This is a genomic window from Rhizobium aethiopicum (genome assembly GCF_014197535.1).
Lineage (GTDB): Bacteria > Pseudomonadota > Alphaproteobacteria > Rhizobiales > Rhizobiaceae > Rhizobium > Rhizobium aethiopicum_A.
The window spans coordinates 47943-71713 of sequence record NZ_JACIFV010000004.1 but is presented as its reverse complement, the minus strand read 5'-3'; the positions used below and the strand labels follow the sequence as shown (position 1 = coordinate 71713).

24 protein-coding genes are annotated in these 23771 nt (G+C 61.1%); 7 read left to right on the top strand and 17 right to left on the bottom strand.

Annotated elements, in window-relative coordinates; genetic code table 11:
• The first annotated feature begins 1 nt into the window (after nt 1).
• Nucleotides 2-1429: a gamma-aminobutyraldehyde dehydrogenase gene (locus GGD53_RS07735; protein WP_184454910.1), complete on the top strand. Its 1428-nt coding sequence runs from the start codon at nt 2-4 to the stop codon at nt 1427-1429.
• 120 nt (nt 1430-1549) lie between these two features.
• Nucleotides 1550-1723: a DUF1328 domain-containing protein gene (locus GGD53_RS07730; protein WP_004678026.1), complete on the top strand. Its 174-nt coding sequence runs from the start codon at nt 1550-1552 to the stop codon at nt 1721-1723.
• Between the two features lie 85 nt (nt 1724-1808).
• Here the strand turns inward: GGD53_RS07730 and GGD53_RS07725 are convergent, their stop codons facing one another.
• The 3 genes from GGD53_RS07725 to tal form a co-directional block, all read right to left on the bottom strand.
• Nucleotides 1809-2252 carry a DoxX family protein gene (locus GGD53_RS07725; protein ID WP_184454909.1) on the bottom strand — a complete coding sequence of 148 codons (444 nt, stop codon included), beginning with the start codon at nt 2250-2252 and terminating at the stop codon, nt 1809-1811.
• A 112-nt stretch (nt 2253-2364) separates the two neighbouring features.
• Nucleotides 2365-3039 carry a DUF1345 domain-containing protein gene (locus GGD53_RS07720; RefSeq protein WP_184454908.1) on the bottom strand — a complete coding sequence of 225 codons (675 nt, stop codon included), beginning with the start codon at nt 3037-3039 and terminating at the stop codon, nt 2365-2367.
• Between the two features lie 92 nt (nt 3040-3131).
• Nucleotides 3132-4097, bottom strand: coding sequence for a transaldolase (gene tal / locus GGD53_RS07715; protein WP_184454907.1), 966 nt, complete (start codon nt 4095-4097; stop codon nt 3132-3134).
• Between the two features lie 423 nt (nt 4098-4520).
• On the opposite strand from tal, the gene GGD53_RS07710 reads away from it, so the two are divergent.
• Nucleotides 4521-5504: a sugar-binding transcriptional regulator gene (locus tag GGD53_RS07710; RefSeq protein WP_064805089.1), complete on the top strand. Its 984-nt coding sequence runs from the start codon at nt 4521-4523 to the stop codon at nt 5502-5504.
• A 64-nt stretch (nt 5505-5568) separates the two neighbouring features.
• Here the strand turns inward: GGD53_RS07710 and GGD53_RS07705 are convergent, their stop codons facing one another.
• Nucleotides 5569-6441: a methylated-DNA--[protein]-cysteine S-methyltransferase gene (locus tag GGD53_RS07705; RefSeq protein ID WP_184454906.1), complete on the bottom strand. Its 873-nt coding sequence runs from the start codon at nt 6439-6441 to the stop codon at nt 5569-5571.
• Between the two features lie 79 nt (nt 6442-6520).
• Entirely contained in the window at nt 6521-7018 is a 498-nt protein-coding gene (locus tag GGD53_RS07700) for a DUF2244 domain-containing protein (RefSeq protein WP_184455135.1), read from the bottom strand.
• Nucleotides 7019-7040: 22 nt separating this feature from the next.
• Between GGD53_RS07700 and nth the strand changes: the two genes are divergently transcribed.
• Nucleotides 7041-7814: an endonuclease III gene (nth, locus tag GGD53_RS07695; protein ID WP_184454905.1), complete on the top strand. Its 774-nt coding sequence runs from the start codon at nt 7041-7043 to the stop codon at nt 7812-7814.
• Here nth and GGD53_RS07690 read toward each other — a convergent pair.
• The gene (locus GGD53_RS07690) at nt 7779-8357 is read right to left on the bottom strand and encodes a TetR/AcrR family transcriptional regulator (protein WP_184454904.1); all 579 of its coding nucleotides are present in this window, start codon (nt 8355-8357) and stop codon (nt 7779-7781) included. The genes nth and GGD53_RS07690 overlap by 36 nt on opposite strands.
• Before the next feature lie 76 nt (nt 8358-8433).
• Here GGD53_RS07690 and GGD53_RS07685 point away from each other — a divergent pair, with 76 nt between their 5' ends.
• Nucleotides 8434-8859 (top strand): VOC family protein, encoded by a 426-nt coding sequence (locus tag GGD53_RS07685; protein ID WP_184454903.1) that lies wholly within the window; start codon nt 8434-8436, stop codon nt 8857-8859.
• A 3-nt stretch (nt 8860-8862) separates the two neighbouring features.
• Here GGD53_RS07685 and GGD53_RS07680 read toward each other — a convergent pair whose 3' ends face one another.
• Complete coding sequence (locus tag GGD53_RS07680) at nt 8863-9576, bottom strand: sulfate transporter family protein (protein WP_184454902.1); 714 nt, start codon at nt 9574-9576, stop codon at nt 8863-8865.
• A gap of 230 nt (nt 9577-9806) precedes the next feature.
• Between GGD53_RS07680 and GGD53_RS07675 the strand changes: the two genes are divergently transcribed.
• Entirely contained in the window at nt 9807-10661 is an 855-nt protein-coding gene (locus tag GGD53_RS07675; RefSeq protein WP_011426888.1) for a MurR/RpiR family transcriptional regulator, read from the top strand.
• A gap of 10 nt (nt 10662-10671) precedes the next feature.
• Here the strand turns inward: GGD53_RS07675 and GGD53_RS07670 are convergent, their stop codons facing one another.
• From GGD53_RS07670 to GGD53_RS07630, 9 genes are all read right to left on the bottom strand, one after another.
• Nucleotides 10672-12255, bottom strand: coding sequence for an FGGY-family carbohydrate kinase (locus GGD53_RS07670; RefSeq protein WP_184454901.1), 1584 nt, complete (start codon nt 12253-12255; stop codon nt 10672-10674).
• The gene (locus tag GGD53_RS07665) at nt 12255-12944 is read right to left on the bottom strand and encodes an HAD family hydrolase (protein ID WP_184454900.1); all 690 of its coding nucleotides are present in this window, start codon (nt 12942-12944) and stop codon (nt 12255-12257) included. Before GGD53_RS07665 ends, GGD53_RS07670 begins: the two co-directional genes overlap by 1 nt.
• Before the next feature lie 97 nt (nt 12945-13041).
• Nucleotides 13042-14523, bottom strand: coding sequence for a mannitol dehydrogenase family protein (locus GGD53_RS07660; protein WP_184454899.1), 1482 nt, complete (start codon nt 14521-14523; stop codon nt 13042-13044).
• A gap of 82 nt (nt 14524-14605) precedes the next feature.
• Nucleotides 14606-15604, bottom strand: a complete 999-nt coding sequence (locus tag GGD53_RS07655) for an ABC transporter ATP-binding protein (protein WP_184454898.1) — start codon at nt 15602-15604, stop codon at nt 14606-14608.
• 16 nt (nt 15605-15620) lie between these two features.
• On the bottom strand, nt 15621-16451 hold the full coding sequence (locus GGD53_RS07650) for a carbohydrate ABC transporter permease (RefSeq protein ID WP_184454897.1): 831 nt from the start codon (nt 16449-16451) through the stop codon (nt 15621-15623).
• A gap of 1 nt (nt 16452) precedes the next feature.
• A complete protein-coding gene (locus GGD53_RS07645) occupies nt 16453-17325 on the bottom strand; it encodes a carbohydrate ABC transporter permease (protein WP_020922334.1) in 873 nt (290 codons plus the stop codon).
• Between the two features lie 136 nt (nt 17326-17461).
• A complete protein-coding gene (locus tag GGD53_RS07640) occupies nt 17462-18772 on the bottom strand; it encodes an ABC transporter substrate-binding protein (protein WP_184454896.1) in 1311 nt (436 codons plus the stop codon).
• A 144-nt stretch (nt 18773-18916) separates the two neighbouring features.
• Complete coding sequence (locus GGD53_RS07635; protein WP_184454895.1) at nt 18917-19870, bottom strand: sugar-binding transcriptional regulator; 954 nt, start codon at nt 19868-19870, stop codon at nt 18917-18919.
• A gap of 113 nt (nt 19871-19983) precedes the next feature.
• Complete coding sequence (locus GGD53_RS07630; RefSeq protein ID WP_184455133.1) at nt 19984-20562, bottom strand: exopolysaccharide biosynthesis protein; 579 nt, start codon at nt 20560-20562, stop codon at nt 19984-19986.
• A gap of 307 nt (nt 20563-20869) precedes the next feature.
• On the opposite strand from GGD53_RS07630, the gene GGD53_RS07625 reads away from it, so the two are divergent.
• Nucleotides 20870-21787 carry an ROK family protein gene (locus tag GGD53_RS07625; RefSeq protein WP_184454894.1) on the top strand — a complete coding sequence of 306 codons (918 nt, stop codon included), beginning with the start codon at nt 20870-20872 and terminating at the stop codon, nt 21785-21787.
• On the opposite strand, the gene GGD53_RS07620 is transcribed toward GGD53_RS07625, so the two are convergent.
• On the bottom strand, nt 21784-23694 hold the full coding sequence (locus tag GGD53_RS07620; protein WP_184454893.1) for a beta-N-acetylhexosaminidase: 1911 nt from the start codon (nt 23692-23694) through the stop codon (nt 21784-21786). The genes GGD53_RS07625 and GGD53_RS07620 overlap by 4 nt on opposite strands.
• Nucleotides 23695-23771 lie beyond the last annotated feature (77 nt).

Sequence of the window (23771 nt, the reverse complement as noted above, 5' to 3'; positions counted from 1 at the left end):
CATGGATATGCAAATGTTGATCGGTTCCCGTTTCGAAAAAGGCACGGAGACGGAAGAGCACATCCTGAACCCGAGGACCGGCGAGACGGTGATCGACCTTCCCGAAGCCTCGCTGTCTCAGGTCGATGCCGCCGTCGATGCCGCCGAAAAAGCCTTCAAGAGCTGGTCGCAGACGACACCGGGCGAGCGTTCCGGCTACCTTCTGAAGATCGCCGACGCCATCGAGAAGGATGCCGCCGGTTTCGCCGCGCTGGAAGCGCTGAACTGCGGCAAGCCGATCAATTCAGTGCTGAACGACGAAATCCCGGCGATCGTCGATTGTTATCGCTTCTTCGCGGGCGCGGTGCGCAACTTGCACGGACCGGCCGGGGGCGAATACCTGCCCGGCCACACCTCGATGATCCGCCGTGATCCGATCGGCATCGTCGGCTCGATCGCACCGTGGAACTATCCGTTGATGATGATGGCCTGGAAGCTGGCGCCGGCAATCGCCGGCGGCAATACCGTCGTCTTCAAGCCTTCGGAGCAGACGCCACTGACGGCGCTGAAGATGGCGAAGCTGCTTTCCGACATCCTTCCCGAAGGCGTCGTCAACGTCATCCTCGGCCGCGGCGAAAGCGTCGGCAATGCGCTGATCAACCATGCCAAGGTCAACATGGTCTCGATAACAGGCGATGTCGCCACCGGCAAGAAGGTGCTGCAGGCCGCCGCCAAGACCGTCAAGCGTACTCATCTGGAACTCGGCGGCAAGGCCCCGGTCATCGTCTTCGACGACGCCGATATCGATGCCGTTGTGTCAGGCATCCGCACCTTCGGCTATTACAATGCCGGTCAGGACTGCACCGCGGCCTGCCGCATCTATGCCGACGCCAAGGTCTACGACAATTTCGTTGCCGATCTCTCTTCGGCCGTCGCAAGCATCCGTTTCAACCAGGCCGACGATACCGAAAACGAGATCGGTCCGCTGATCTCCAGGCGCCAGCGTGATCGCGTCGAAAGCTTCGTCGCCCGCGCTTCCGAGCATAAACATATGGAGATCACCACCGGCGGCCAAGTATCCGGCGACAAGGGCTTCTTCTTCACCCCGACCGTCGTGGCCGGCGCCTTGCAAGACGACGAGATCGTCCGCCGCGAGGTCTTCGGCCCGGTCGTCTCGGTCACCCGCTTCTCCGACGCCGATGATGCCATCGCCTGGGCGAACGACAGCGATTACGGCCTCGCCTCCTCGGTCTGGACCAGGGATATTGGCCGCGGCATGAAGACCGCCGCCCGCCTGCAATATGGCTGCACCTGGATCAACACCCATTTCATGCTGGTCAACGAGATGCCGCATGGCGGCCTCAAACAGTCGGGCTACGGCAAGGACATGTCGGTCTATGCGCTGGAGGATTATACCGCCGTGCGCCATGTGATGATCAATCACGGCTGAGCGGCGAAAACGGCAAGGATATAGAACGCCGACAGCAGATAACGCCATCCAATTTCGCGCGACGTGGAACAATTTCCCGGTTGCCGCGTCTTTTCAGACAAACGCAAAGGATGATGTGTCATGCTGAAATGGGCTCTGATATTCTTCGTTATTTCGATCATCGCCGGCTTCTTTGGCTTCTCCGGCGTTTCCGCCGCCACTGCGACCATCGCCCGCGTGCTCTTCGGTATCGCACTGGTGATCTTCCTGATCTTCCTGGTTCTGGCGCTGATGGCCGGTCAGGCGGTCTTGTAAACGAGCGCCGCAAAAACCGGAGCAATTCCGCGGCTCGGAAAAGCCGCGGAGTGTGCATAGCGCGCAAAAGCTTGCGGCCAATTGGCTACATCATCGCCCTCAGCCAGGGATGAAGGCTGCTAGCCCGCCTTTTCAGCAGATTGTCGACCGATATCGAACCCGCTCCGGAAGCGGCGAGGACGAACATGCCGCCGGCAATCGCCAGGTCCTTCTCGAAATGCAAGAGTTCGTTTTGGCTGGCAAAGTTCGTATGAAAGAGAAAGGCGGTCGCCAGGCAGAAGAGCGCCAGCGCCGTGGCACCCAGCCGACCGAGGAAACCCGCAGCGACGGAAATGCCGGCGCCGAGCTGAAGAGCGATTGTGGCGAAGGCTACCGGCGCCGACAGCCCCAATTTCGAGAAAGTGTCGATGGTCGCCGCGAGATCTGCCGCAAGAGACGAGCCTTCGTGCAGAAAAATCAGCGCCAGCAGAAGCCTGCCCAGAAGCAGAACGAGGTCGGCTGGTCGGAACCGGCGTGCGACGCTTTTCATCATACCCTCCGCTTAGCAGAGCAGGTGGACCGCTTGTGTGGCCCCTGCGTTGATTTCCGTCCCGTCTCCCGGATGCTATGGAGTGGATCCTCTGGTCGCCGGTCAAGGCGCATTATAACAGGCTTGCCCCGACATTGATCGCCAGCGCCAGGATCGTCGTGTTGAAAAGGAACGACAGCACGGCATGCAGCAGCGTCAGCTTGCGCATGCTGGTCGAACTGACCGCGACATCCGCGGTCTGGGCGGCCACGCCGATGGTGAAGGAGAAATAGAGGAAGTCCCAATAGCCGGGCTCTTCGATGCCGTCGGGAAATTTGAGGCCGCTTTCTTCATCCGCCCCGCCATAAAAGTAATGGGCATAGTGGATGGTGAACAGCGTATGCAGAAAAATCCAGGAGATCAGGATCGTCAGCACCGCGGCACCCGCCCGCGTCAGCGCGACGTCAGGTGGCGCCTCCTTGATCGAATGAAGCTCGGTGCCGATGCCGGCGATGCTCGCAAGCGCAGCACCGATCGAAAGGGCCAGCAAAACGGTATCGGAAAAATCGAGATCGGCGGAGCGTTTCCGGATCGTTTCGACCGTCGCCCGCAGCATCTTGCGCCAGCTGAGCGCGACAAAAACAATGGCGCTGACATTCCAGCCGAACAGGATATTGCCGGCGCTGACCTCCCGCGAGGTCAGAAACAGGAAGACCACCAGTCCGGCAACCGCGGCGACGATGAAGCTTGCGTGCTTGCGGGCAAGTGCAAGTGCCACAAGCGAACTTGCCGGTTCCTCATCCGCCATATCGGTCTCCGACAGCATATGTCATTGATAAGAGCACGAAAAAGGCGCGGTTGCCAGCCGGCATCCGCGCCTTCGGTCGTTGGCGTGCTCTATCAGGCGGCAGCGAGCTGCAGTTCCTTCTGCACCATGGTGCGCAGCGTCGACAGGTCCTTGGCGAAGGCGCGGATGCCTTCCGCGAGCTTTTCCGTCGCCATCGCGTCTTCGTTCATCATCCAGCGGAAGGTCTTTTCGTCGACCGAGATCTTCGCATCGGGCTTGCGGCCTTCCGGCGAGAGCTTGCGCTCCAGTTTGCCGTCATCCTTGGAAAGTTCGTCGAGCAGCGCCGGGCTGATGGTCAGCCGGTCGCAGCCGGCAAGGGCTTCGATTTCGCCGGCGTTGCGGAAGGAGGCGCCCATGACGATCGTCTTGATATCGTTCGCCTTGTAGTAATTGTAGATCTCGCGGACGGAGATGACGCCCGGATCTTCCTCGGCGGTGTAGTCCTTGCCGGTCGACTTCTTGTACCAGTCGAGGATGCGGCCGACGAAGGGGGAGATCAGGAACACCTTGGCATCGGCGCAAGCAATCGCCTGGGCCTTGCTGAACAGAAGCGTCAGATTGCAGTCGATGCCTTCCTTCTGCAGCACTTCCGCGGCGCGAATACCTTCCCAGGTGGAAGCGAGCTTGATGAGGATGCGGTCCCGATCGATGCCGCGATCCTTGTAGGCGGCGATGATCGAACGTGCCTTGGCAAGCGAAGCCTCTGTATCGAAGGAGAGATCGGCGTCGACCTCGGTCGAGACGCGGCCTGGGACGAGCTTCACCAGCGCGGCGCCGACGGAGATGGCGAGGCGATCGGCGACGGCCGAGGAAACGGCTTCCGGATTGCCGCCCTGCTTCTTGCCCCAGGCGACGGCTTCCTTGATGGCGTCGGCAAACATCGGCGTGCCCAATGCCTTCAGCACGATGCTCGGGTTGGTCGTGCAATCCACAGGCTTCAGGCGGGCGACGGCTTCGATGTCGCCGGTATCGGCGACGACGGTGGTAATCTCGCGGAGTTGGTCAAGCTTGGATGTCATGGTCAATAATCCTTGTTGAACTTGGGCTACGACCGGTGCGAGTTCCGCCCGGCGAAGGTGATCTACCGACAGGTAGTTTGCATGCTGCAGGCGAAAATCCGCGCATCCGTCACGGCTGATTCATAAACGTAAAGGACAGTGGCGGTGTTCCCGCGGACAAACGTCCGCTCGAACGCAGGCAACGCCTGCGGCTGGAAGGCCGGTCGTGACTTTCGGCATGCCCGCACTATGTCCTCCTCGGACGGACAGAACGACGACTTCATGTCGCCAGGACTATCGCCGTTCGCCTGAGGGAAAGTCAAGGACATTTGTGCATTTGAATTGACATAAGTGTCACTCCGGTCATTATTCCCTTCACAAACGCGCCGTGACAGCCGTTCATCCCCAACGGGATTTAGGGCCGGGAATTCGGCTGGAGGAAATGTGGTCAAACTCAAACGCGGCACCCATACCGCCTATTCCGAAGCGTCCTCGCTGCGGCTGAGGGCCGCATGGCTCTATTACAACGAAGGCCTGACGCAGAAAGACGTTGCCGAACAGCTCGGCATCAGCCGGACGACGGTGATCCGCCTGCTCGACGAGTCGATGAAACGCAGCGAGGTCCAAATCTGGATCAACGATTCGATCGGCGATTGCGTCGAGCTTTCGGTCAAGCTGGAGCGTGCCTATGGGCTCGACGAGGCGATCGTCGTGCCTGCGCCGGTTCACTGCGATGTCGATTCGTTGGCAAAGAACGTCGGTTTGGCGCTTGGCCAGTTCCTCTCCGAAGCCATTCCCGACGACTATACGATCGGTGTCGGCTGGGGTCGCACCATGACCGCCTCGCTGGCGAGCTTCCGGCCGCCACGCCGCGCCAATTGTAAGGTCGTCTCGCTGCTCGGCGGCATCGTTGCCGTGCACCAGACGAACCCGATCGATTACACTTGGCGGCTGGCAAATCAGCTCGGCGCCGAATGCTACATGTTCCTGGCACCGCTTCTGGTCGATTCCATCGAAACCAAACGCAATCTGATCGACAAATGCGGGTTGGACACGATCTACCGTCTCGCCGAGAACCTCGATCTCGCGATCGTCAGCTGCGGTGATATCGGGCCGCACTCGACCTCGCTATCGGAAGGCTGGATCTCGAAAGCCGAGCTGCAGGAACTGATCAATGCAGGCTGCGTCTGCGACACCATGTTCAATTTCCTCGACAAGGACGGCAATTCGGTCGATCACTCGATCAACCAGCGCGTGATGTCCGTCGACCTCGATATGTTGAAAGAGGCCAAGCACATCGTGCTTTCCTCCGGCGGCGCCCACCGGGCCACCGCCATCCGCGCCACGATCAAGCGCATCGGCTGCAACACGCTGATCACCGATGAAGGTGCCGCGCAAGCATTGCTTGATCTGGCCGAACAGGCCTGAAGCGCGCCGTGATCGTTCAGAGTGGCTTGCCATGCTTCATGCCGTGCTTTTTGCACGGCATGTTTTACGCATGCGCCGATTCCCAACCGAGCATCGCGCGTTTGCGGGTGAGGCCCCAGTGGTAGCCCGTCAGCGCGCCGTTCTTGCCGAGCGCCCGGTGGCAAGGCACCACGAAGGAGATCGGATTTGCCCCGACCGCCGCGCCCACGGCGCGCTGCGCTGTCGGCCGGCCGATATCGTTGGCGATGTCGGAATAGGTGACCGCCTTGCCGAACGGTATCTTCAGCAGGCTCTGCCAGACACGCACCTGGAAGTCCGTGCCGATCAGCACGACGCGGAGCGGCTGCTCGGAAGACCATTTTCCGGGTTGGAAGATGCGGGCGGCATAGGGCATCGTCGCCTGCAGGTCTTCGATGTATTCGGCATTCGGCCAGCGACAGGACATGTCCTCGAGGCAAGCCCTTTCACCGCCGGAATCGCTGAAGGCAAGGCCGGCAAGACCGCGATCGGTCACCATGATCAATGCCACGCCGAAGGGACAGATGTGGAAGCCGTAGCGAATGGTGAGGCCGCCGCCTTTTGCCTTCCATTCGCCGGGTGACATCGCCTCATGGGTCACGAAAAGGTCGTGGAGGCGGCTCGGCCCGGAGAGGCCGACTTCGATCGACGTCTCGAGCAACGGCATGTCTTCCTTGCGCAGCAGCCGCTTGGCGTGGTCGAGCGTCACCGCCTGCAGGAAACCTTTCGGCGAGAGGCCAGCCCAGCGGGTGAAGGTCTTCTGCAGCTGCGTCGGCGACTGGTTGAGCCGCGCGGCGATCGCCTCCAGCGACGGCTGGTCGCGATAATCCTCGGTGATGAGTTCGATGACCCGACGGACGATATCGTAATCAGGGCCGTCAGGCGTGATGTCAGTCTGCGGGTTCGCGATCATATCCATGGTCTTTCTCCTTGTAACAAGGAGATAATCAATAGGCCCGGGCTAAACCACCCGATTCTTGCGCGCTCGCCTGATACGCTCAGATACGCTGTTTGACCGTGGCGAGCGCACCCTTGAAGGCTTTGGCGAAGCTTTCGCGATCGTCAGGATTGAGAAAAGAGCCGATATCGGTTCGCCGGCCCTCGCCGAAAATATGCATGGAGAGGATGCCGATCTCCTGGTGCCTTCGGACGAGGAACCGCGCCCAGAACGGGTTGAAATGATGCTCCACCATCCGCCCCGATGGGGCAAACTTGCGCACCAATACGTCCGTGCGCGACACGGTGACCTGTTCGCGCACCCGCCCGGAGCGGTAATTCAGCCAGAAGGCGCCGTAGAGAAGCGCGAAATCCAATCCGAAGAAGAAGCCGATCGGCCAGGCGCCGGTGGCGATGAAGAACATCCCATAGAGGAAGCAGACGGCGCCGGACAGAATGAGCAGCACCTTGAAGCCCCGGCGGCCGAGCGACCGGTGTGGGAAGAGCTCGGCGGCGAAAACAGGCTGCTCGCTAGAGCTGTTGGCGTTGCTTTCCATCATAAGCGCTGAGTATAGAGTTTCCATGGCGAATCCGAAACTCAAATCCCCGCCGCAAGGCACGAATGTGATCACCCGCCGCAAACCGGCGGCGGCGGTCAAAACCGCCTATTCGCAGGCCGAGCGCGAGGAAATCTTCCGTCGCTTTTCGGTGCAGCGACCCGAGCCGCGGGGCGAGCTGGAGCATACCAACCCTTTCACCCTCGTCGTGGCGGTGGCTCTCTCCGCCCAGGCCACCGATGCCGGTGTCAACAAGGCGACGCGAGCGCTTTTCAAGGTGGCCGATACGCCGCAGAAAATGCTCGATCTCGGCGAGGACAAGCTTCGCGATTACATCAAGACAATCGGCCTATATCGCAACAAGGCGAAAAACGTCATCGCGCTCTCGCAAATGCTGGTCGACGACTTCGCCGGCAAGGTGCCGGAAACGCGCGAGGAACTGGTGCGCCTGCCGGGTGTCGGCCGCAAGACTGCCAATGTAGTGCTGTCCATGGCCTTTGGCCAGGCCACCATGGCCGTCGATACGCACATCTTCCGGATCGCCAATCGCATCAGACTTGCTCCCGGCAAGACGCCTGATGAAGTCGAAGCGCGATTGATGAAAGTGGTGCCGAAACACTACCTCTATCACGCCCATCACTGGCTGATCCTGCACGGGCGCTACACCTGCAAGGCACGCCGCCCCGAATGCGAGCGCTGCGTCATCGCCGATATTTGCAAATCGCCGGAGAAGAGTTCGGATGTGCCGGCTCCGCTGGTCGAGCTACCGCCGCAGGTGATCGGCGAGGCTGTCGAGTAGAACAGTGATCGCTTGCTCGTAACTCCGCCGTTCGGCCCCCGCCTCGATCGCAATTGCCGCGCGGTCGAAGCCCGCCGATAGCAGCAATGTCAGAGGCTCAAGCGTAGCGCCAGCTCTCGGAAGCATGGCTGCAAGTCCTGTCCGCAATGTCCTTTCCGCGTTGTCGGCATCGATCGCCTGGCTCGCCGGCAGACCGAGAACGGCAGGAGCGTCGATCAATAGCAGCCGCGTGCGGCCTTCCGCCATCATTGCGTCGAAATAGGCCGAAACGCCGGCAATCAGCGCGTCGCGCGGCGTATCATCGGACGCCGAAGATGCCGCGATTGCTTCGGCGACTGCGCGCGCCTCGACTTCGACAACCGCGCGAAAGAGCGCCTTTTTGTCTTCGAAATGGTGATAGAGCGCTCCGCGTGTCACACCCGCCGCCGCTGCGATCTCCGGCGTCGCCGTTTCGGCATACCCTTTATCGACGAAGAGGCGTCGTCCGGCATCGATCAGCGCCCCTCTTGTCTGTTCCGTTCTTTCGCGATTGCTGCGGCTCATCTCCCCCATTTACATACAAACAGACTGTATGTTAAGAATAAAAACATACAGTCTGTCTGTATCTTGGAGGAAATGGATGAAATCGACGAGCTATTATCCTGTCATTATGACCGACGACGTCGCCGGTTCCGCCCGCTTCTATTGCGCGCATTTCGGCTTCGGGGCGTTGTTCGAGAGCGAGTGGTACGTTCATCTGCAATCGACCGAGGCGGAGCATGTCGCGCTCGCAATCCTCGACGGCAGCCACGAAACCATCCCGCCTGCGGCTCGCGGCAAAGTGTCCGGACTGCTCCTCAATTTCGAGGTTGCCGATGTCGATGCGGTCTACGCGGCCTGCAACAGCGCAAACCTCCCGATCCTGCAGGAGATCCGCGACGAGGATTTCGGCCAGCGGCATTTCATCACCGCCGATCCGAACGGCGTGCTGATCGACATCATCACGCCGATCCCGCCGAGCGCCGAATTTGCGCCAATGTACGAGACATCAGCCTTACCGGGGTGATCCTCAGGCGCGAAAACCGGCGTCCTTTGCGGATATCAGCTTGTGCAGATGCACCATCATGCCCGCGGCAAAGAGAGGCGTCAGCAGGTTGACCGCGGGGATCGCCAGAAAGAGAGCGATCACCAGCCCGCCGAGAAAGACCGTCGGCGCATGTTTGGCACGGAAGAGCCGTGCCTCATGAGGCGGACGGAAGCGCATGGCGGCGAATTCGAAGAATTCCCGTCCGAGCAGGTAGCCGTTCACCAGAAAGAAAGCGACCAGATTGACGCCGGGAATGAACAGCAGCAACAACGCCACGATATTGCCAAGGATCACTACTCCGAGAAATTTGATGGAGCTCGCCATTGCCGGGCCGAGCGGCATGGCGGCGCCCGGCGCGTCGGCGGGATAGTCACGTTTTTCGATAACGTCGGCGACATCGTCGAGGAAAAGGCCTGCGATCAGCGCAGTAACCGGCGAAAGCAGCAGCGCCAGCACGAGCGCAAGGCCGATCCCGGCAAGGATTGCGAAGACCAGAGCAAACCATCCGGCCCAATCCGGCATATCGGGAAAGAAGCTGGTGAGCCAGGGAAAGAGAAAGGCCATGAAAGCCCCGCGTAGCGCGAACCAGAGGCCGACGAGCACGAGAAGCGTCAGGCCGAGCACTTTCCAGAAGACCGAGCGTGTCTCCGGCGCGAACAGATTGGCGAGCGAAAGGCGTGCGGCATCAAGAATCATTTCTTCAGCGTCTCCGGTTACGCAGAAGATGTAGGAAAGGCGAATGCTACCGACAAGAGAGAATAAAATTGCAGGCTGTAATAGAAACTTGTCGCAATATTAGAACGAATATAATATTATCAGACGCAGAAATACGAGCCTGAGAAGCAGCTTCCGAAAATAGTTGCAAAGACAAAGGGGCGCGTTAGCGCATCCACGGAACGCCTCTGAGGAAATACGGGGAGGCTGATGTGGAAGACTTTGTGCACAAACTCAGGCAATACGTAAAAAGCGGCACACCGGCCGAGCGTCGCATTGCGAAATATTTCTCCGAGCACCTGAACGACCTGCCGTTTGAGACGGCAGCATCTGTCGCCGACAGGCTGGATCTCTCGCCGATGACCGTCGGGCGCTTCCTGCGCGCGCTCGGCTACCAGGGTTTAGACAGCGTCAAGGTGGAAATTCGCGAAACCGTGACGACATCGCCGGCGCAGTTGCAGAGCGCCATGAGCGAGCTGCACGCGGACGCCGCGGAGGGCAAGCCGCTTGCCGTGCTGGTTGCCGAGCAGATCCAGGCGCTGCATCACATCTATCATCTGACGGCGCAGCCGCTTTGGGCCGAAGCCGTCCGCCTGATCAGCACGGCCCGCGAAGTCTCGATCGCCACGCATGCGCGGCTCGCAAGCCTTGCCAATCATTTCTGCCAGCGGCTGACGCAAGCCCGCGATGGCGTTCGCACGCTCGATGCCACCGACAACCGTTTTGCCGAACTCTTCGCCCGGCAGGCCGTCGACGACGCTTTGCTCGTCATCATCGACTGCCGCCGTTTCGCCAAGGCACGGCTGCTTGCCAGAACCGCCCGGCGCTACGGCTACAAGGTCGTGCTGATTTCGCCGCAGCAAGCAGACTGGATGGCGGATCAGTCAAACGTCATGCTGTCCTTGCCGCCGGCACGCGCTCCCGATCTCGACAACCTTCCGCCGCTGATCGCGCTGCTCGATTGCCTGTCCGAATCCGTCATTCTCGAAGTCGGAGAGGAGGCAGCCCTCCGTCGCCGCCGCATGCTGGAATTTGCGACCGTCCTCGGCGAGACCGCGAACCACTAGATGTGAGCTTTTAGAACATCGCTTCCAGTTCGGCACGGTGCCGATGCATGGCCAGAAGACGGCGGTAGTCGCGGTCGTAAAGCGCCTGTTTCGCCTTGTCGGGAAGCCGTTCATCGCCGCCCGGATACATCGCCTCGCCGGCTGCCGCCAGATCCTCGTGCAGGCCGCAGGCGACGGATGCCGCAATAGCCGTGCCGAGCAGCACCGCCTCGTTCATCTTCGGCACCACGACCTTGCAGCCGGTGGCGTCGCTGTAGAGCTCCATCAGCACCGGGTTCTTCACGTGTCCGCCGGCGATATGCAGCGTATCGGGCACGTAGCCATATTCCTTCATCGTCTCCAGGATGTGGCGGATGCCCAGAGCGATCGCGACGGCGGACCGCCAATAGAGCGCGCAGAGCCCGTCGAAGGAGGTGTCGAGGGTCAGCCCGCTGATTACACCGACGGCATGCGGATCGGCAAGCGGCGAGCGATTGCCATGAAAGTCCGGCAGCACAAAAATGCGCTCGCCGAAAGCGTCGCCCTCCTCTGCCCGCAATTCGGCGATGCGCGCGACAATTTTCTGGTGCAGCGCCGCCGCCGGTTCACCGCCGGCCGCATGCATGCGCACGATATGGTCGAGCAGCGCACCGGTCGCAGATTGCCCGGCCTCCACCAGCCAGGACTGCGGAAAGACAACCTCGTAATAGGGTCCCCACATGCCGTGGCTCGGCTTGCACTCCTGCGAGAAGGCGACGATGCAGCTTGATGTTCCAGCGATCAGTGCCAGCTGCCGCTCGCGTGTTACAGGATCGGCGGCATAACCGCCGAGCGCCCCGAGTGCCCCGGCATAGGCGTCGATCATTCCCGCAGAGACATGGCACTCCGTTGTCAGCCCTAGCGCCTCGGCCGCATCAGCCGTCAGCCGGCCTATACTGCCGCCGACCGGCACAGTCTCGTCCGGCAGCCCGCCGCGGGCCTGAAGATCGTCCAGCTCGATCCGCTGCAGGAAATCCTGCTGCCATCCCGTTTCGAGATGGGCGAGGTAGTTCCATTTTGCCGTCAGCGTGCAGCGCGAACGGGCAGTCGAACCCGTCGATTTCCAGGTCATGAAATCGGCAAGGTCGAAGAAATAGCCCGCCTTTTCCCACGTCGCCGGCAGCTTCTTCTTCAACCACATCAGCTTTGGCATTTCCATTTCCGGCGACATGACGTGCCCGGAATGTTCGAGCACCCTGTGCTCCGTCGCCGTGCAGAAGTCCGCTTCCTTCAGCGCGCGATGATCGAGCCACACGATGGTGTCGAAACGCCGCTCGCCTGTTGTGGACACACTGATCTGCCGGCCTTCGACGTCGCGGACGACGAGCGAACAGGTGGCGTCGAAACCGATTGCTCCGACCGAGGCGGCGACGATACCGGATTGCGCCACAGCCCTGCGCACCGCGGTGCACGCGGCCGACCAGATGTCTTCGGAATCGTGCTCGGCGTGGTATTCACGCGGCCGGTTCATGACGATCGGATGTTCGGCCTTGGCCAGCAGACGGCCGCTGGCATCGAAGACGCCGGCGCGCGCACTGCCGGTGCCGACATCCACCGCAACCACATGATCACGCATCAAATCTCGGTCCCGTCCAGCTTATGGTTGCGGACAAGGTGTATCAAATCCGGCATGGCGTCAAACACCACATCAGGCGAAAGTCGGTCGAGTTCGGCGCGGTATCCGCCGAAATTCGCATGCGATCCGCCGGTGAAGGCAAAGACGGTCATGCCCGCCGCCTTGGCGGCGGCAATGCCGGCCGGACTGTCCTCTATGACAAGGCAGGACCCCGGCTCGACATGCATCTGCCGGGCGGCATGCAGGAAGAGATCGGGCGCCGGTTTTCCGCGCTTGACCATTGTCGCGCTGAAAATGTCGGGGAGTTTGTCGAGAAGTCCGGTGACAGACAGCGACAGCCGGATTCGCTCCATTTGGCTTGAAGATGCGACACAACAAGGAATGCCGAGCCCGTCTATCGTCGCTGCGATGCCGTCTATCGGCTTCAGCTCGGTGCGGAACCGCGCGTAGAGATCGGTGCGGATGCGCTCGAGGAATTCCTCGCCGGCGTGAATATTGAACTCGGTTTCGAGCGTATCGACGAGGGTTGCCAGGCTGCGGCCGAGGAAGCGCTCATAGGCCTGGTCTTCGGTGATCGAAACGCCGAGATCGCTCATCGCCCGGACGAGTACGCTGATCGAGATCGGTTCGCTGTCGACGAGCACGCCGTCGCAATCGAAAATGACCAGCCGTGGTTCAGCATCAGCCATGAAAGACCCAACCTGACTTCAATTCGGACGCATGATTGTCCCGCTTCGCCCGCAAGACGTGATTGGATGGCCAGCCGATCCCGCCACCCACATTCCCTTACACTGCGAGCTTGCTGTCGAGATAGAGCTGCAGCGTTTCCCGCGTGCCCTTTTCCCACAAGGTTTTCAGAGCATGAGCGAAACGCTTTCGGAAAAGGTCCGATTTCGCCACCTCGCCGAAAATATCATCGAAGACGAGGAAGGCCGACGGATCGTCCTTTGCCTTCAGCGCCGCTGCGTGCAGGCGCTCGGCGCTGGCGTCGTTGAAGGCGATATCCTTGCCGCTGTCGGTCTTGCCGGCGAAATAACGGCACCAGAGCGCCGAGACCAGCGCCAGGCCGATGACGTCCCTGCCCTGGCGCAGATTGTCGAGCGTCGACGGCAGGATGAATTTCGGCTGGCGGTTCGAGCCGTCCTGCGCCAGACGCGGGATGGTGTCGGCGATCTTCGGATTGAGAAGCCGATGCTCGATGAGAGCAAAATAATCCGTCAGCGAGGTATTCGGCACCGGCGGCACGATCGGAATGATCTCGTCCTTCTCGAGCTTGGCCAGGAAAGCCCGGATCAGCGGATCTTCCATGGCGTCATGCACGAAATGAATGTCCATCAGTGCCGCCGGATAGGCGATCGCGGCATGTCCGCCGTTCAGGATGCGGATCTTCATATGCTCGTAAGGCGTGACATCGGGAACGAACGTGACGCCGACCTTATCCAGGGCCGGGCGGCCGGCCGTGAACTTGTCTTCGAGCACCCACTGCTTGAATTCTTCGCAATAAACCGGCCAGTTGTCCTCGATGCCGAAATTGTCCCTGAGGAAATCGATCTCCCGCTGGCCGGTCGCCGGCGTAATGCGGTCGACCATCGCATTTGGGAAGGCGACGTGAGTCCTGATCCAGTTGGCAAGGGCGGCATCCGAAAGGGCTGCCGTGCCGATCACGGCGTTGGCGGTGACGACGCCATTATGGGGGATGTTGTCGCAGGACATCACGGTGAAGGGTCCGATGCCCTTGTCCTTGCGGGACTTCAGGCCGGCAACGATCAGACCGAAGACCGTCTTCGGCGCACCGGGATTTTGTCCGTCGGCGGCAATATCAGGATGGGCCGGATTGAACGTGCCTGAAGCGTCGATGAAATAACCGCCCTCGGTGATTGTCAGCGAGACGATGCGGATCTCGGGATCGGCAAGCCTGGCGATGATGGCGGCGGGATCGCCGACCGGCAGAATGTCGATCATCGGGGCGGTCACTCGCGCCGCCGTTTTGTTGTTGTCCTGCTCCACCACCGTCGTCAGGAAATCCTGCGCCGCAAGCTTCTCGCGCATGGCGGCATCCGATGGCAGAACGCCGGCGCCGATAATTGCCCAGTCGTGATCGGCGCCCTGGTTGAAGAGATCGTCGAGATAGATCGCCTCATGGGCGCGGTGGAAATTGCCGACGCCGAAGTGCACGATGCCGGCTTTCAGCGATGCCCTCTCATAGGAAGGGATGGCGGCAGTGCGCGCCACGTCCGAAAGCGTTGCCAGCGATAGTTTGCACGTCATGTTTCAGTCCTCTTGAAGGTCTTGCCGAGACGGCCGGGCGCCATCGCCCGGCTCGCATGCCTGCCCTCAGCCGGCCGCCTGCTCAGAGGGCAAGGCCGCCCTCGTTGAATTTGTGAATGCGCGACCGATCCGGCGTCAGATAAACCGCATCACCGGCCTTTGCTGGAAAATCGCCGCTACCGCGCGCCGTCACCATGCCGATCCCGTCGACATCGATATGCAGGAACGTATCGGAGCCGAGATGCTCGGCGACCACGACCCTGCCCTTCCAGTCGCCGCTCTCCATCGACAGCAGCATGTGTTCGGGGCGGATGCCGATCGTATGCGCGCCGAGCTCGGCAGCATTCTGGCCCTTGATGAAATTCATCTTCGGCGAACCGATGAAGCCGGCGACAAAAAGATTGCGCGGGCGGCTGTAGAGTTCGAGCGGCGAGCCAACCTGCTCGATATTGCCGCGGTTCAAGACGACGATTTTGTCGGCCATGGTCATGGCCTCGACCTGATCATGGGTGACGTAGATCATCGTCGTCTTCAGCTGCTGATGCAGTTCGCTGATTTCGAGACGCATGTTGACGCGCAGAGCGCCGTCAAGGTTCGACAGCGGCTCGTCGAACAGGAAGGCCGAAGGCTGGCGCACGATGGCGCGGCCGATTGCGACGCGCTGGCGCTGACCGCCGGAAAGCTGGCGCGGCTTGCGCTCCAGATAGTCGGTGAGATTGAGCACCCGCGCGGCATCCGTCACCTTGCGGTCGATTTCCGCCTTGTCGACGCCCGCCATCTTCAGCGGGAAGGCGATGTTGTTGCGCACGCTCATATGCGGATAAAGCGCATAGGACTGGAACACCATGGCAAGGCCACGCTCGGACGGCGCTTTTTCGGTGGCGTCCTTGCCGTCGATAACGATCTTGCCGCCGGACACGTCCTCGAGACCCGCAATCAGCCTGAGCAGTGTGGACTTGCCGCAGCCCGATGGACCGACGAAGACGACGAATTCGCCGTCGTTGATATCGAGATCGATCGAAGGGATGACCTTGGCTTCGCCGAAGACCTTGGAAACCTTCTGAAGGGTAATGCTGCCCATGTTTGTCTCCCTTTTCTTATTTCACTGCGCCGAAGGTCAGGCCGCGGACGAGTTGCTTCTGGCTGAACCAGCCGAGGATCAGGATCGGCGCGATCGCCATGGTCGAGGCCGCCGAGAGCTTGGCGTAGAACAGGCCTTCCGGGCTGGAATAGGAGGCGATGAAGGCCGTCAAGGGCGCCGCCTTCGAGGCGGTGAGGTTGAGCGTCCAGAACGCCTCGTTCCAGGCCAGGATGATGTTCAGAAGCAGCGTCGAGGCAATGCCCGGCACCGCCATCGGCGTCAGCACGTAGACGATCTCCTTCATCAGCGACGCTCCGTCCATGCGGGCTGCTTCGAGGATCTCGCCGGGGATTTCCTTGAAGTAGGTGTAGAGCATCCAGACGATGATCGGCAGGTTGATCAGCGTCAGCACGATCACCAGCCCGGTGCGCGTGTCGAGCAGGCCTGAATTGCGGAACATCAGATAGATCGGGATCAGCGCGCCGACGGGCGGCATCATCTTGGTCGAGAGCATCCACATCAGCACGTCCTTGGTCCGCTTGGTGGGCGCGAACGCCATCGCCCAGGCGGCCGGAATGGCGATGACGAGTCCGATCAGCGTCGAGCCGAAGGAAATGACCACCGAGTTCATGAAATGGCTGAGATAGTTCGACCGGCTCTGCACCTCCGCATAATTTTCCGTCGTCCAGTTGAAGAACAGGAACTGCGGCGGCGAGGCAATGGCGTCGGCTTCCGATTTGAAGCTGGTCAGGAACGTCCAGAGGATCGGGAAGAAGATCAGGATGCCGAGCGTCCAGGCAATCGCGGTCATGATGACCTTGCGCTGAGTTGTGACTTTTCTGGCCATCTCAAGCCTCCAGATTCTTGCCGACGAGGCGGACGAGGAAGATCGCAACGATATTGGCAAGCACGACCGCGACGATGCCGCCTGCCGAAGCGCCGCCGATATCGAACTGCAGGAGCGCCTGCGCATAGACGAGATAGGTGAGATTGGTGCTGTCGGTGCCCGGCCCGCCATTGGTGGTGACGAGGATTTCGGCGAAGACCGAAAGCAGGAAGATCGTCTGGATCAGGATCACCACGGTGATGGCGCGCGCCATGTGCGGCAGGATGATGTAGATGAATTTCGAGATCGCGCCGGCGCCGTCCATTTCAGCCGCCTCCTTCTGCTCCTCGTCGAGCGACTGCAGCGCCGTCAACAGGATGAGGGTGGCGAAGGGCAGCCATTGCCAGGCGACGATGAGGATGACGGAAACCAGCGGCGCATTCGCCAGCCAGTCGATCGGCTGCAGGCCGAGCGCCTTCGCAAGATGCGCAAACAGGCCGTTGACCGGGTTCATGAACATGTTCTTCCAGACGAGTGCAGCCACTGTCGGCATGACGAAGAACGGCGCGATGACAAGGATGCGCACGATGCCCTGGCCATACATCGGCTGGTCGAGCAGCAGCGCAAAGGCGATGCCGCCGACGACGGTGACGACAAGAACGCCGGCAACAAGCAGCAGCGTATTGATCAGCGCGGCGATGAAGGCCGGATCGGACAGGAAATATTCGTAGTTCAGCAGGCCGACAAAGCTCTCCATGCCGGGGCTGAGCAGATTGTAGTTCAGCAGCGAGAAATAGATCGTCATCGCGAGCGGAACGATCATCCACGCAAAGAGGAACAGCACGGAGGGCGCAATCATCAGGCGCGCCGCGGAGCGAGTATGTGTTGTTGCCATGGCAATCACCGATCTGATCTGAAGCAGGGAGCGGCCGCAAGGCAGCTTTAATCTGGAAAAGAGGCCGCCGATGCGGTTCGGGCAATCGGCGGCCCAGAGGGGCGGATTGTCAAGGATCCGCCCCTTCTCAGGAGGTTTATTTAATGTAGCCGGCTTTGGTCATTTCGCGGGTTGCCAGCTGCTGTGCGCTCTTCAACGCCTGATCGACCGAAATCTGGCCGGCGAGGGCTGCCGAGAACTGCTGGCCCACCGCCGTGCCGATGCCCTGGAATTCAGGAATCGCCACGAACTGGACGCCAACATAGGGGACCGGCTTGACGGTCGGCTTGGTCGGGTCAGCCGAGTTGATCGAATCGAGAGTCATTTTGGCGAAGGGAGCAGCCTTCTGATACTCCGCATTCGCATAAAGCGAGGTGCGGGTGCCGGGAGGTGCGTTCAGCCAGCCTTCCTTCTCGGCGACGAGGTTGGTGTATTCCTTGCTCGTTGCCCAGGCGACGAATTTCTCGGCGGCTTCGACCTTCTGCGAGCCTGCCGGGATAGCGAGGTTCCAGGCCCAGAGCCAGTTGCCGCGTTTGCCGAGGCCCTTGTCCGGAGCGAGCGCGAAGCCGACCTTGTCGGCGACCTGCGACTGCTTCGGATCGGAGACGAAGGAAGCGGCGACCGTTGCATCGATCCACATGCCGCACTTGCCGGTCTGGAACAGCGCCAGGTTTTCGTTGAAACCGTTGGAGGAGGCGCCCGGAGGGCCGGCTTCCTTCATCAGGTTGACGTAGAAGGTCAGCGTGTCCTTCCATTCGGGCTGGTCGAACTGCGGCTTCCACTTCTCATCGAACCAGCGCGCGCCGAAGGAGTTCGACATCGCCGTCAGGAAGGCCATGTTTTCGCCCCAACCGGCTTTGCCGCGCAGGCAGATGCCGTAGATTTCCTTGTCCTTGTTGGTGATCTTCTTCGCAGCGTCTGCGATGAAGTCCCAGGTCGGCGCATCGGGCATCTTCAGACCGGCGGCGTCGAAAAGGTCCTTGCGGTACATGACCATCGAGCTTTCGCCGTAGAACGGCGCGGCATAGAGCTTGCCGTCCATGCTGATGCCGCTGCGGATGGCCGGCAGCAGGTCGTTGACGTCATAGGCGTCGCCAAGTTTGTCGAGCGGCAGCAGCCAGCCCTGCTTCGCCCAGATCGGAACTTCATAGGTGCCGATCGTCAGAACATCGTACTGGCCGCCCTTGGTCGCGATGTCGGTCGTGACCTTCTGGCGCAGCACGTTTTCTTCGAGGGTGACCCATTCAAGGTCGATGCCGGGATTCTTCGCCTTGAAGTCATCCGTCAGCTTCTGCATCCGGATCATGTCGCCGTTGTTGACGGTCGCGATTGTCAGCGTCTCGGCCGAAGCCATGCTGGCAAACGCCAATGCTGAGCAGGCGCCCAGCAGGAAAGTTCTCAATGTCATATCTTCCTCCCAGAAGACGAGATGTGAGCATTCGCTTTGCTCATGAGCAATTACTCATCACTCCGCGAAAAAAGTCAATTGGCAATCGTTGCTGCGATGCCGAAGACAGCGCCCTTTTCTTTGATTTGATTGTTATATTTTTGCTCAGCTTTTGAGCAAAAACTCAGCCGTCTCTTCATCGGTGATCAGAGCGTTGATTTGGTGGCCGACGACGGCGGCTCTGATCGCCTTGTATTTTCGCTTGCCCTTGGCAAGCCCGATGACCATCGAAGCCTCGCGAGAGGGGATCGGCGCCGAGGCGACACGCTCGTTGATCGGGTTGTCCAGCAGTTTGCCGTCGACATCGAAGATCCAGCCGCAGATTTCACCGACGGCGCCCCCGCGCATCAGCTCCATCATCTCGTCCTTCTCGAGAAAGCCGTCGACGCAGAGCGGTCCGTCGATGCCGAGCTCGCCGATGCCGACGAAGGTGACATCGGCCTGCGCGCTCATATCAAGCGTCGAGCGCACCAGTTGCTGGCCATGCAGCAGCTCCCGCTCCTCGGCCGAGGTGACGAGCACCGGCAGCGGCATCGGATAGTGCCGCGCCTTGACCGCATCCGCCATGCTGAAGATGACGTTGTAATAGGCAGCCGATCCGTCCGGCGCGATATTGCCGGTCAGCGAGACGATCCGATGATTGGGACATTCGATCGCCGGAAGCTGGTCGACCGCCGCCTTCAGCGTGCGGCCGGTGCCGACCGCCAGCACGATCGGTTCCGGCCGTTTCAGCCAGCGCTCGATCTCGGCCGCACCCGCCTCGGCGATGCCGACGGTGGTCGATGAGGAACCTGCATCGCTCGGCACCACCTCCACATGTTTCAGCCCGAATTTTCGCCGCAGCTGGTTGGCAAGCTCGAGGCAGGCAGCAATCGGATGGTCGAGCCGCACTTTGATCAGACGCTCGGCGACCGCAAGCGACACCAGCCGCTGCGCCGATTGCCGCGAGATGCCCATCGCGGCGGCGATTTCATCCTGCGTGCGTCCGGCGACGTAATAAAGCCAGCCGGCACGGGCTGCATCGTCGAGCCGTGCAGGGGTCTCTGATCTTTTTGCCATCTACTGCCTACCGCGCAAAATGAGCCGGCTTGCCGCCGCCGGCTTGATGTGAGTCTCTATGCGCCAGATCAAAACAAAATTCCCGAAAATGTCGAGCCTGTTGACGCCACCGCTCAGGCGAACCATTGCATGACGAAATAAATCGACGCCTTCGCGAGACCGTAAATCACGCTGCCGGCAATGACGAGCGACACGGTCGTCATGATAAAGCCGATGAGCGCGAAGAGCCCGTCACGGCCCATAATGCCGAAAGCGAACACCGAAATGGTGATTGCCGGCAGGATGTTGCCGAGCGGAACCGGCAGAACCAGCACGATCGAAAGCAGCAGACAGGCAAGGCCGGCGAAATATTCCGCCGGCGGCTCGGCGAAGATCGCAAGCCGCGGCTTCAGCATGCGCTCCGCCCAGGCGAGCCAGCGGTGGATACGGCCGACGATGGCCTCGAAATCTTCTCGCCGCATCGAACGGTTTGCGATCGCCTTCGGCAGCCAGGGTTTCAGCCCGAAGGTCAATTGCACTGCCAGAAAAACCAGCGGCGCGCCGAGCACGGCCGAGGTGCCGGGCGGGGTGGGAAAGGCGTTCGGCAGCGCGAAGATCAGCATTAGAGCACTGATCGCCCTGTCACCCATCGTCTCGAACAGATCGCCGATCGAAATCCACTCCCGGCTTCGGTCGCCTGCCAGCTGCCGCAGGACCGCTGAGAGGCGGCGGCCTTGGGGACGTGGCGGACGGGGTCTTCTGCGTCTGTTGGAATCGGCGTTTTCGATGCTCATGATACCGGTAGATGATGGAAGTGCAGGGTCCGAGTTTGGCCGCGCAATATGCCAATTGAATGACTTAAGGGATAGGAAATCAATGAGAAGACCTGTCGGCGGCTATTTGCGTTCGACTATCTCTCCTTTGCGCAGCAAGCCCATGCCAGGCAGATGCATCAAGTCTTGTAATTCTTGGCCAACAGTGCGAGCAGACGCTGAAGGTCAGAGAAACGGCAGGCAGGCAATGATTATTTCGTTCGACATCGGCGGCTCCGCCATCAAGGGCGGCATCGCCCGCTCCGAAACAGACATCGTTCCCCTCGGCCGCCGTGCGACGCCGAAGGAGGATTTTGCCGCTTTCGTCGAGACCCTGCGCGACATCATCGCCGAAATCGGCGAACAGCCGAGCCGCGTTGCTCTGTCGATCGCCGGCGTCGTCGATCCCGATACCCAGCGGCTGACCTGCGCCAACATTCCCTGCATCCACGGCCGCACGCTCGCAGCCGACCTCGAAGCCGAACTTGCTCTGCCTGTTTTGATCGCCAATGACGCTGACTGTTTCGCTATGGCTGAAGCCGGTCTCGGCGCCGGCCGCGGCCACCGTATCGTCTTCGGCGCCATCCTCGGCACCGGCGTCGGTGGCGGCCTGGTCGCCGATGGGCGCCTCGTCAACGAGGCCGGAGGCTTTGCCGGCGAATGGGGCCATGGCCCGATCATCGCATCGGTGGCCGGCAATCCGCCCGTCGCCATTCCCGCCTATGCCTGCGGCTGCGGTCAGAAGGGTTGTGTCGACACCGTCGGCGGCGCCCGCGGCCTGGAGCGCCTGCACAAGACGCTGCATGATCTCGACCTTGCGAGCGAAGAGATCATCGATCAGTGGCGGCGCGGCGAGGAGAAGGCGACGCGCACCGTCGACGTCTATATCGATCTCGTCGCCTCGCCGCTCGCCCTGACGATCAACATCACCGGCGCCACCATCGTGCCGGTCGGCGGCGGACTTTCCAATGTCGCGCCCCTGCTGGCCGAGCTCGACCGGGCGGTGCGTACCCGCACCCTGCGCAAGTTCGACCGGCCGCTGGTGGTGCCGAGCGAATGCCGCATCGAACCAGGCTTGATCGGCGCAGCGCTGCTGGGACTGAAAGCCAATGCCGCTGCATCCTAAAGCACCGGCCACATCCGCACGATCGCTGCGAACCGGCTCCAGTCTTTGCGTTCCAACGGCGTCCATCCGGCTTCGGCGACTGCCGGAAGGCGCGGGAAGACCAGCCGGTTGAAGTAGGCTCGAGAAAGGAAATTTCCGGTCCAGATGCAGGCCTGAACCCCACGCATCCTGTCCCGCAATGCTTCCGACAACTCGCCCTCGGCCTCGTAAGCATAGGTATGTTCCGGCGGTGCATGGCCCGCCCAGCTCGCACCGGGCTCATCCCAGGCTTCCGCCTGCGCCATGTCGAGATAATAGGCTTGGCCCGGCGTCATCACCACATCATAGCCTTGCTGCGCCAGCTCGATGCCGACAGCGGACTCTTCCCAAGCCATCAGCAAAGTGCCGTCGCGGTGGACGCCGCCACCATGTGAGACTTCGTTCCAGCCGGCGAGCTTCTTGCCGCGATCCGACAACATGGCCTTGATCCGTTTCAGAAAATAGGATTGCAGCTCGGCCGTGCCGGCGATTTTCTCCCGCTCCATCAGCGCCTTGCAAAGCGGCGACGAAAGCCAGGCGCCGCTTGCGACCTCGTCGCCGCCGATGTGAATATATTCACCGGGGAACAGCGTGATCATCTCGTCGAACACCTTGCCGAGAAATTCATAGGTGAATTCGACCGCCGGATTGAGGGCATTGTTGGGATAACCCTGGACGGCGCGATAGCTGTCCGGCGCCTCCTGCCCGTCGACGAGGCCGGGGAGTGACAACAGCGTCGCGGTGCTATGGCCGGGGACATCTATTTCCGGCACCACCTCGATATGCAGCGCGGCGGCATGCGCGACGATCCGCCTGACGTCCTCCTGCGTGTAATGGCCGGAGCGCGGTTCCGCCCCGTCACCAAGCTGCGGCACGAGCGCCTCGTCCGGGCCATGCCGCGCGCCGATCTCCGTAAGCTGGGGATAGGCCTTGATCTCCAGCCGCCAGGCTTCGTCGTCGGTCAGGTGCCAATGGAAGACGTTGAGCTTGTTCCAGGCGAGGATATCGATCAGCCGCATGACGTCAGCCACCGGATAGAACTGTCTGGCCACATCGAGATGGCAGCCGCGCCAGTCATAACGCGGCTGGTCGGCAATCGTGCCGAAATTCGGAAATCTGAAGCTCTCGCGATCGGCACGCGCGCCGTGCATGATTTGCGCCAGACTGATCAGGCCATAGTGCCGACCCGCCGCATCCGCGCTGGAGAGCACGACCTCATGCGCGGTAAATCGTATTTCATAGGCGAGCGCAGCGATCGATGATTCGTTGACGAAACGAACAGCGCGCCCGCCCTTTACGCCGCAGAGCGAAAACGGCACGTTTTCGGCCGGATAGAGCCGCTGGTAAAGCGAAAGAACAAGGGACAGTGCCTTGACCGCTTCGGGTCGTGTGCTCTCGGCCGGATAAAGGACGACCGGCAGCTCTCCCGCCTTCAGCGCGAGCGCCAGCGGCCAGGGCAGCAGCGAATAGGGCTCCTCCACCCGGCCCGGCGGCAGAAGCGGCGGCGAAATGCCGCCATCCCGGCCTTCGAGAAGGAGATCGCCGAAACCGACAGGAAGATGGCGCCCGTCGCCAAGTGTCAGATAGGCCGATTTGACCCCTGATGTCACATGTTTCGGTTCTCGGGTCAGCCCCTCGACGGTGAACCGCCAGTGGCCGCCCGGCGGCACGCTCAGCCCCTCTGGCGGCCGGAACTCATGCAGATGCGCGACTTGTCGCTTCAGGCTGCCGCCATCGCAGACATGTTTGTCGGCAACCCGCGTCTCCGACGTATAGGCGAGCGAGAAGCCGGAAAGCGGCTCGGCTGAAAGATTGAAGAGGGTGAAGATCAAGCGCCCGAAACTGCCTTCGACCGGACGCCAGCTTGTTTCCAGACGATAATCGGCCATGGTCGCGCCTCCTCGGTCGATGAGCGGCCGGGATCGCGGCTGCTCTCCCGACATGCTTTCACGAGCTTAGCTTTTTC

Excerpts from the sequence above, each read along its gene's own strand:
- GGD53_RS07735 (WP_184454910.1), top strand. The coding sequence starts at position 2 with ATGGATATGCAAATGTTGATCGGTTCCCGTTTCGAAAAAGGCACGGAG.
- GGD53_RS07665 (WP_184454900.1), bottom strand. The coding sequence starts at position 12,944 with ATGGCTGATGCTGAACCACGGCTGGTCATTTTCGATTGCGACGGCGTG.
- GGD53_RS07650 (WP_184454897.1), bottom strand. The coding sequence starts at position 16,451 with ATGGCCAGAAAAGTCACAACTCAGCGCAAGGTCATCATGACCGCGATT.
- GGD53_RS07655 (WP_184454898.1), bottom strand. The coding sequence starts at position 15,604 with ATGGGCAGCATTACCCTTCAGAAGGTTTCCAAGGTCTTCGGCGAAGCC.
- GGD53_RS07635 (WP_184454895.1), bottom strand. The coding sequence starts at position 19,870 with ATGGCAAAAAGATCAGAGACCCCTGCACGGCTCGACGATGCAGCCCGT.
- GGD53_RS07730 (WP_004678026.1), top strand. The coding sequence starts at position 1,550 with ATGCTGAAATGGGCTCTGATATTCTTCGTTATTTCGATCATCGCCGGC.
- GGD53_RS07620 (WP_184454893.1), bottom strand. The coding sequence starts at position 23,694 with ATGGCCGATTATCGTCTGGAAACAAGCTGGCGTCCGGTCGAAGGCAGT.
- GGD53_RS07625 (WP_184454894.1), top strand. The coding sequence starts at position 20,870 with ATGATTATTTCGTTCGACATCGGCGGCTCCGCCATCAAGGGCGGCATC.
- tal (WP_184454907.1), bottom strand. The coding sequence starts at position 4,097 with ATGACATCCAAGCTTGACCAACTCCGCGAGATTACCACCGTCGTCGCC.
- GGD53_RS07645 (WP_020922334.1), bottom strand. The coding sequence starts at position 17,325 with ATGGCAACAACACATACTCGCTCCGCGGCGCGCCTGATGATTGCGCCC.
- GGD53_RS07720 (WP_184454908.1), bottom strand. The coding sequence starts at position 3,039 with ATGGCGGATGAGGAACCGGCAAGTTCGCTTGTGGCACTTGCACTTGCC.
- nth (WP_184454905.1), top strand. The coding sequence starts at position 7,041 with ATGGCGAATCCGAAACTCAAATCCCCGCCGCAAGGCACGAATGTGATC.
- GGD53_RS07700 (WP_184455135.1), bottom strand. The coding sequence starts at position 7,018 with ATGATGGAAAGCAACGCCAACAGCTCTAGCGAGCAGCCTGTTTTCGCC.
- GGD53_RS07680 (WP_184454902.1), bottom strand. The coding sequence starts at position 9,576 with ATGATTCTTGATGCCGCACGCCTTTCGCTCGCCAATCTGTTCGCGCCG.
- GGD53_RS07690 (WP_184454904.1), bottom strand. The coding sequence starts at position 8,357 with ATGAGCCGCAGCAATCGCGAAAGAACGGAACAGACAAGAGGGGCGCTG.
- GGD53_RS07685 (WP_184454903.1), top strand. The coding sequence starts at position 8,434 with ATGAAATCGACGAGCTATTATCCTGTCATTATGACCGACGACGTCGCC.
- GGD53_RS07640 (WP_184454896.1), bottom strand. The coding sequence starts at position 18,772 with ATGACATTGAGAACTTTCCTGCTGGGCGCCTGCTCAGCATTGGCGTTT.
- GGD53_RS07670 (WP_184454901.1), bottom strand. The coding sequence starts at position 12,255 with ATGCGTGATCATGTGGTTGCGGTGGATGTCGGCACCGGCAGTGCGCGC.
- GGD53_RS07725 (WP_184454909.1), bottom strand. The coding sequence starts at position 2,252 with ATGAAAAGCGTCGCACGCCGGTTCCGACCAGCCGACCTCGTTCTGCTT.
- GGD53_RS07660 (WP_184454899.1), bottom strand. The coding sequence starts at position 14,523 with ATGACGTGCAAACTATCGCTGGCAACGCTTTCGGACGTGGCGCGCACT.
- GGD53_RS07705 (WP_184454906.1), bottom strand. The coding sequence starts at position 6,441 with ATGGATATGATCGCGAACCCGCAGACTGACATCACGCCTGACGGCCCT.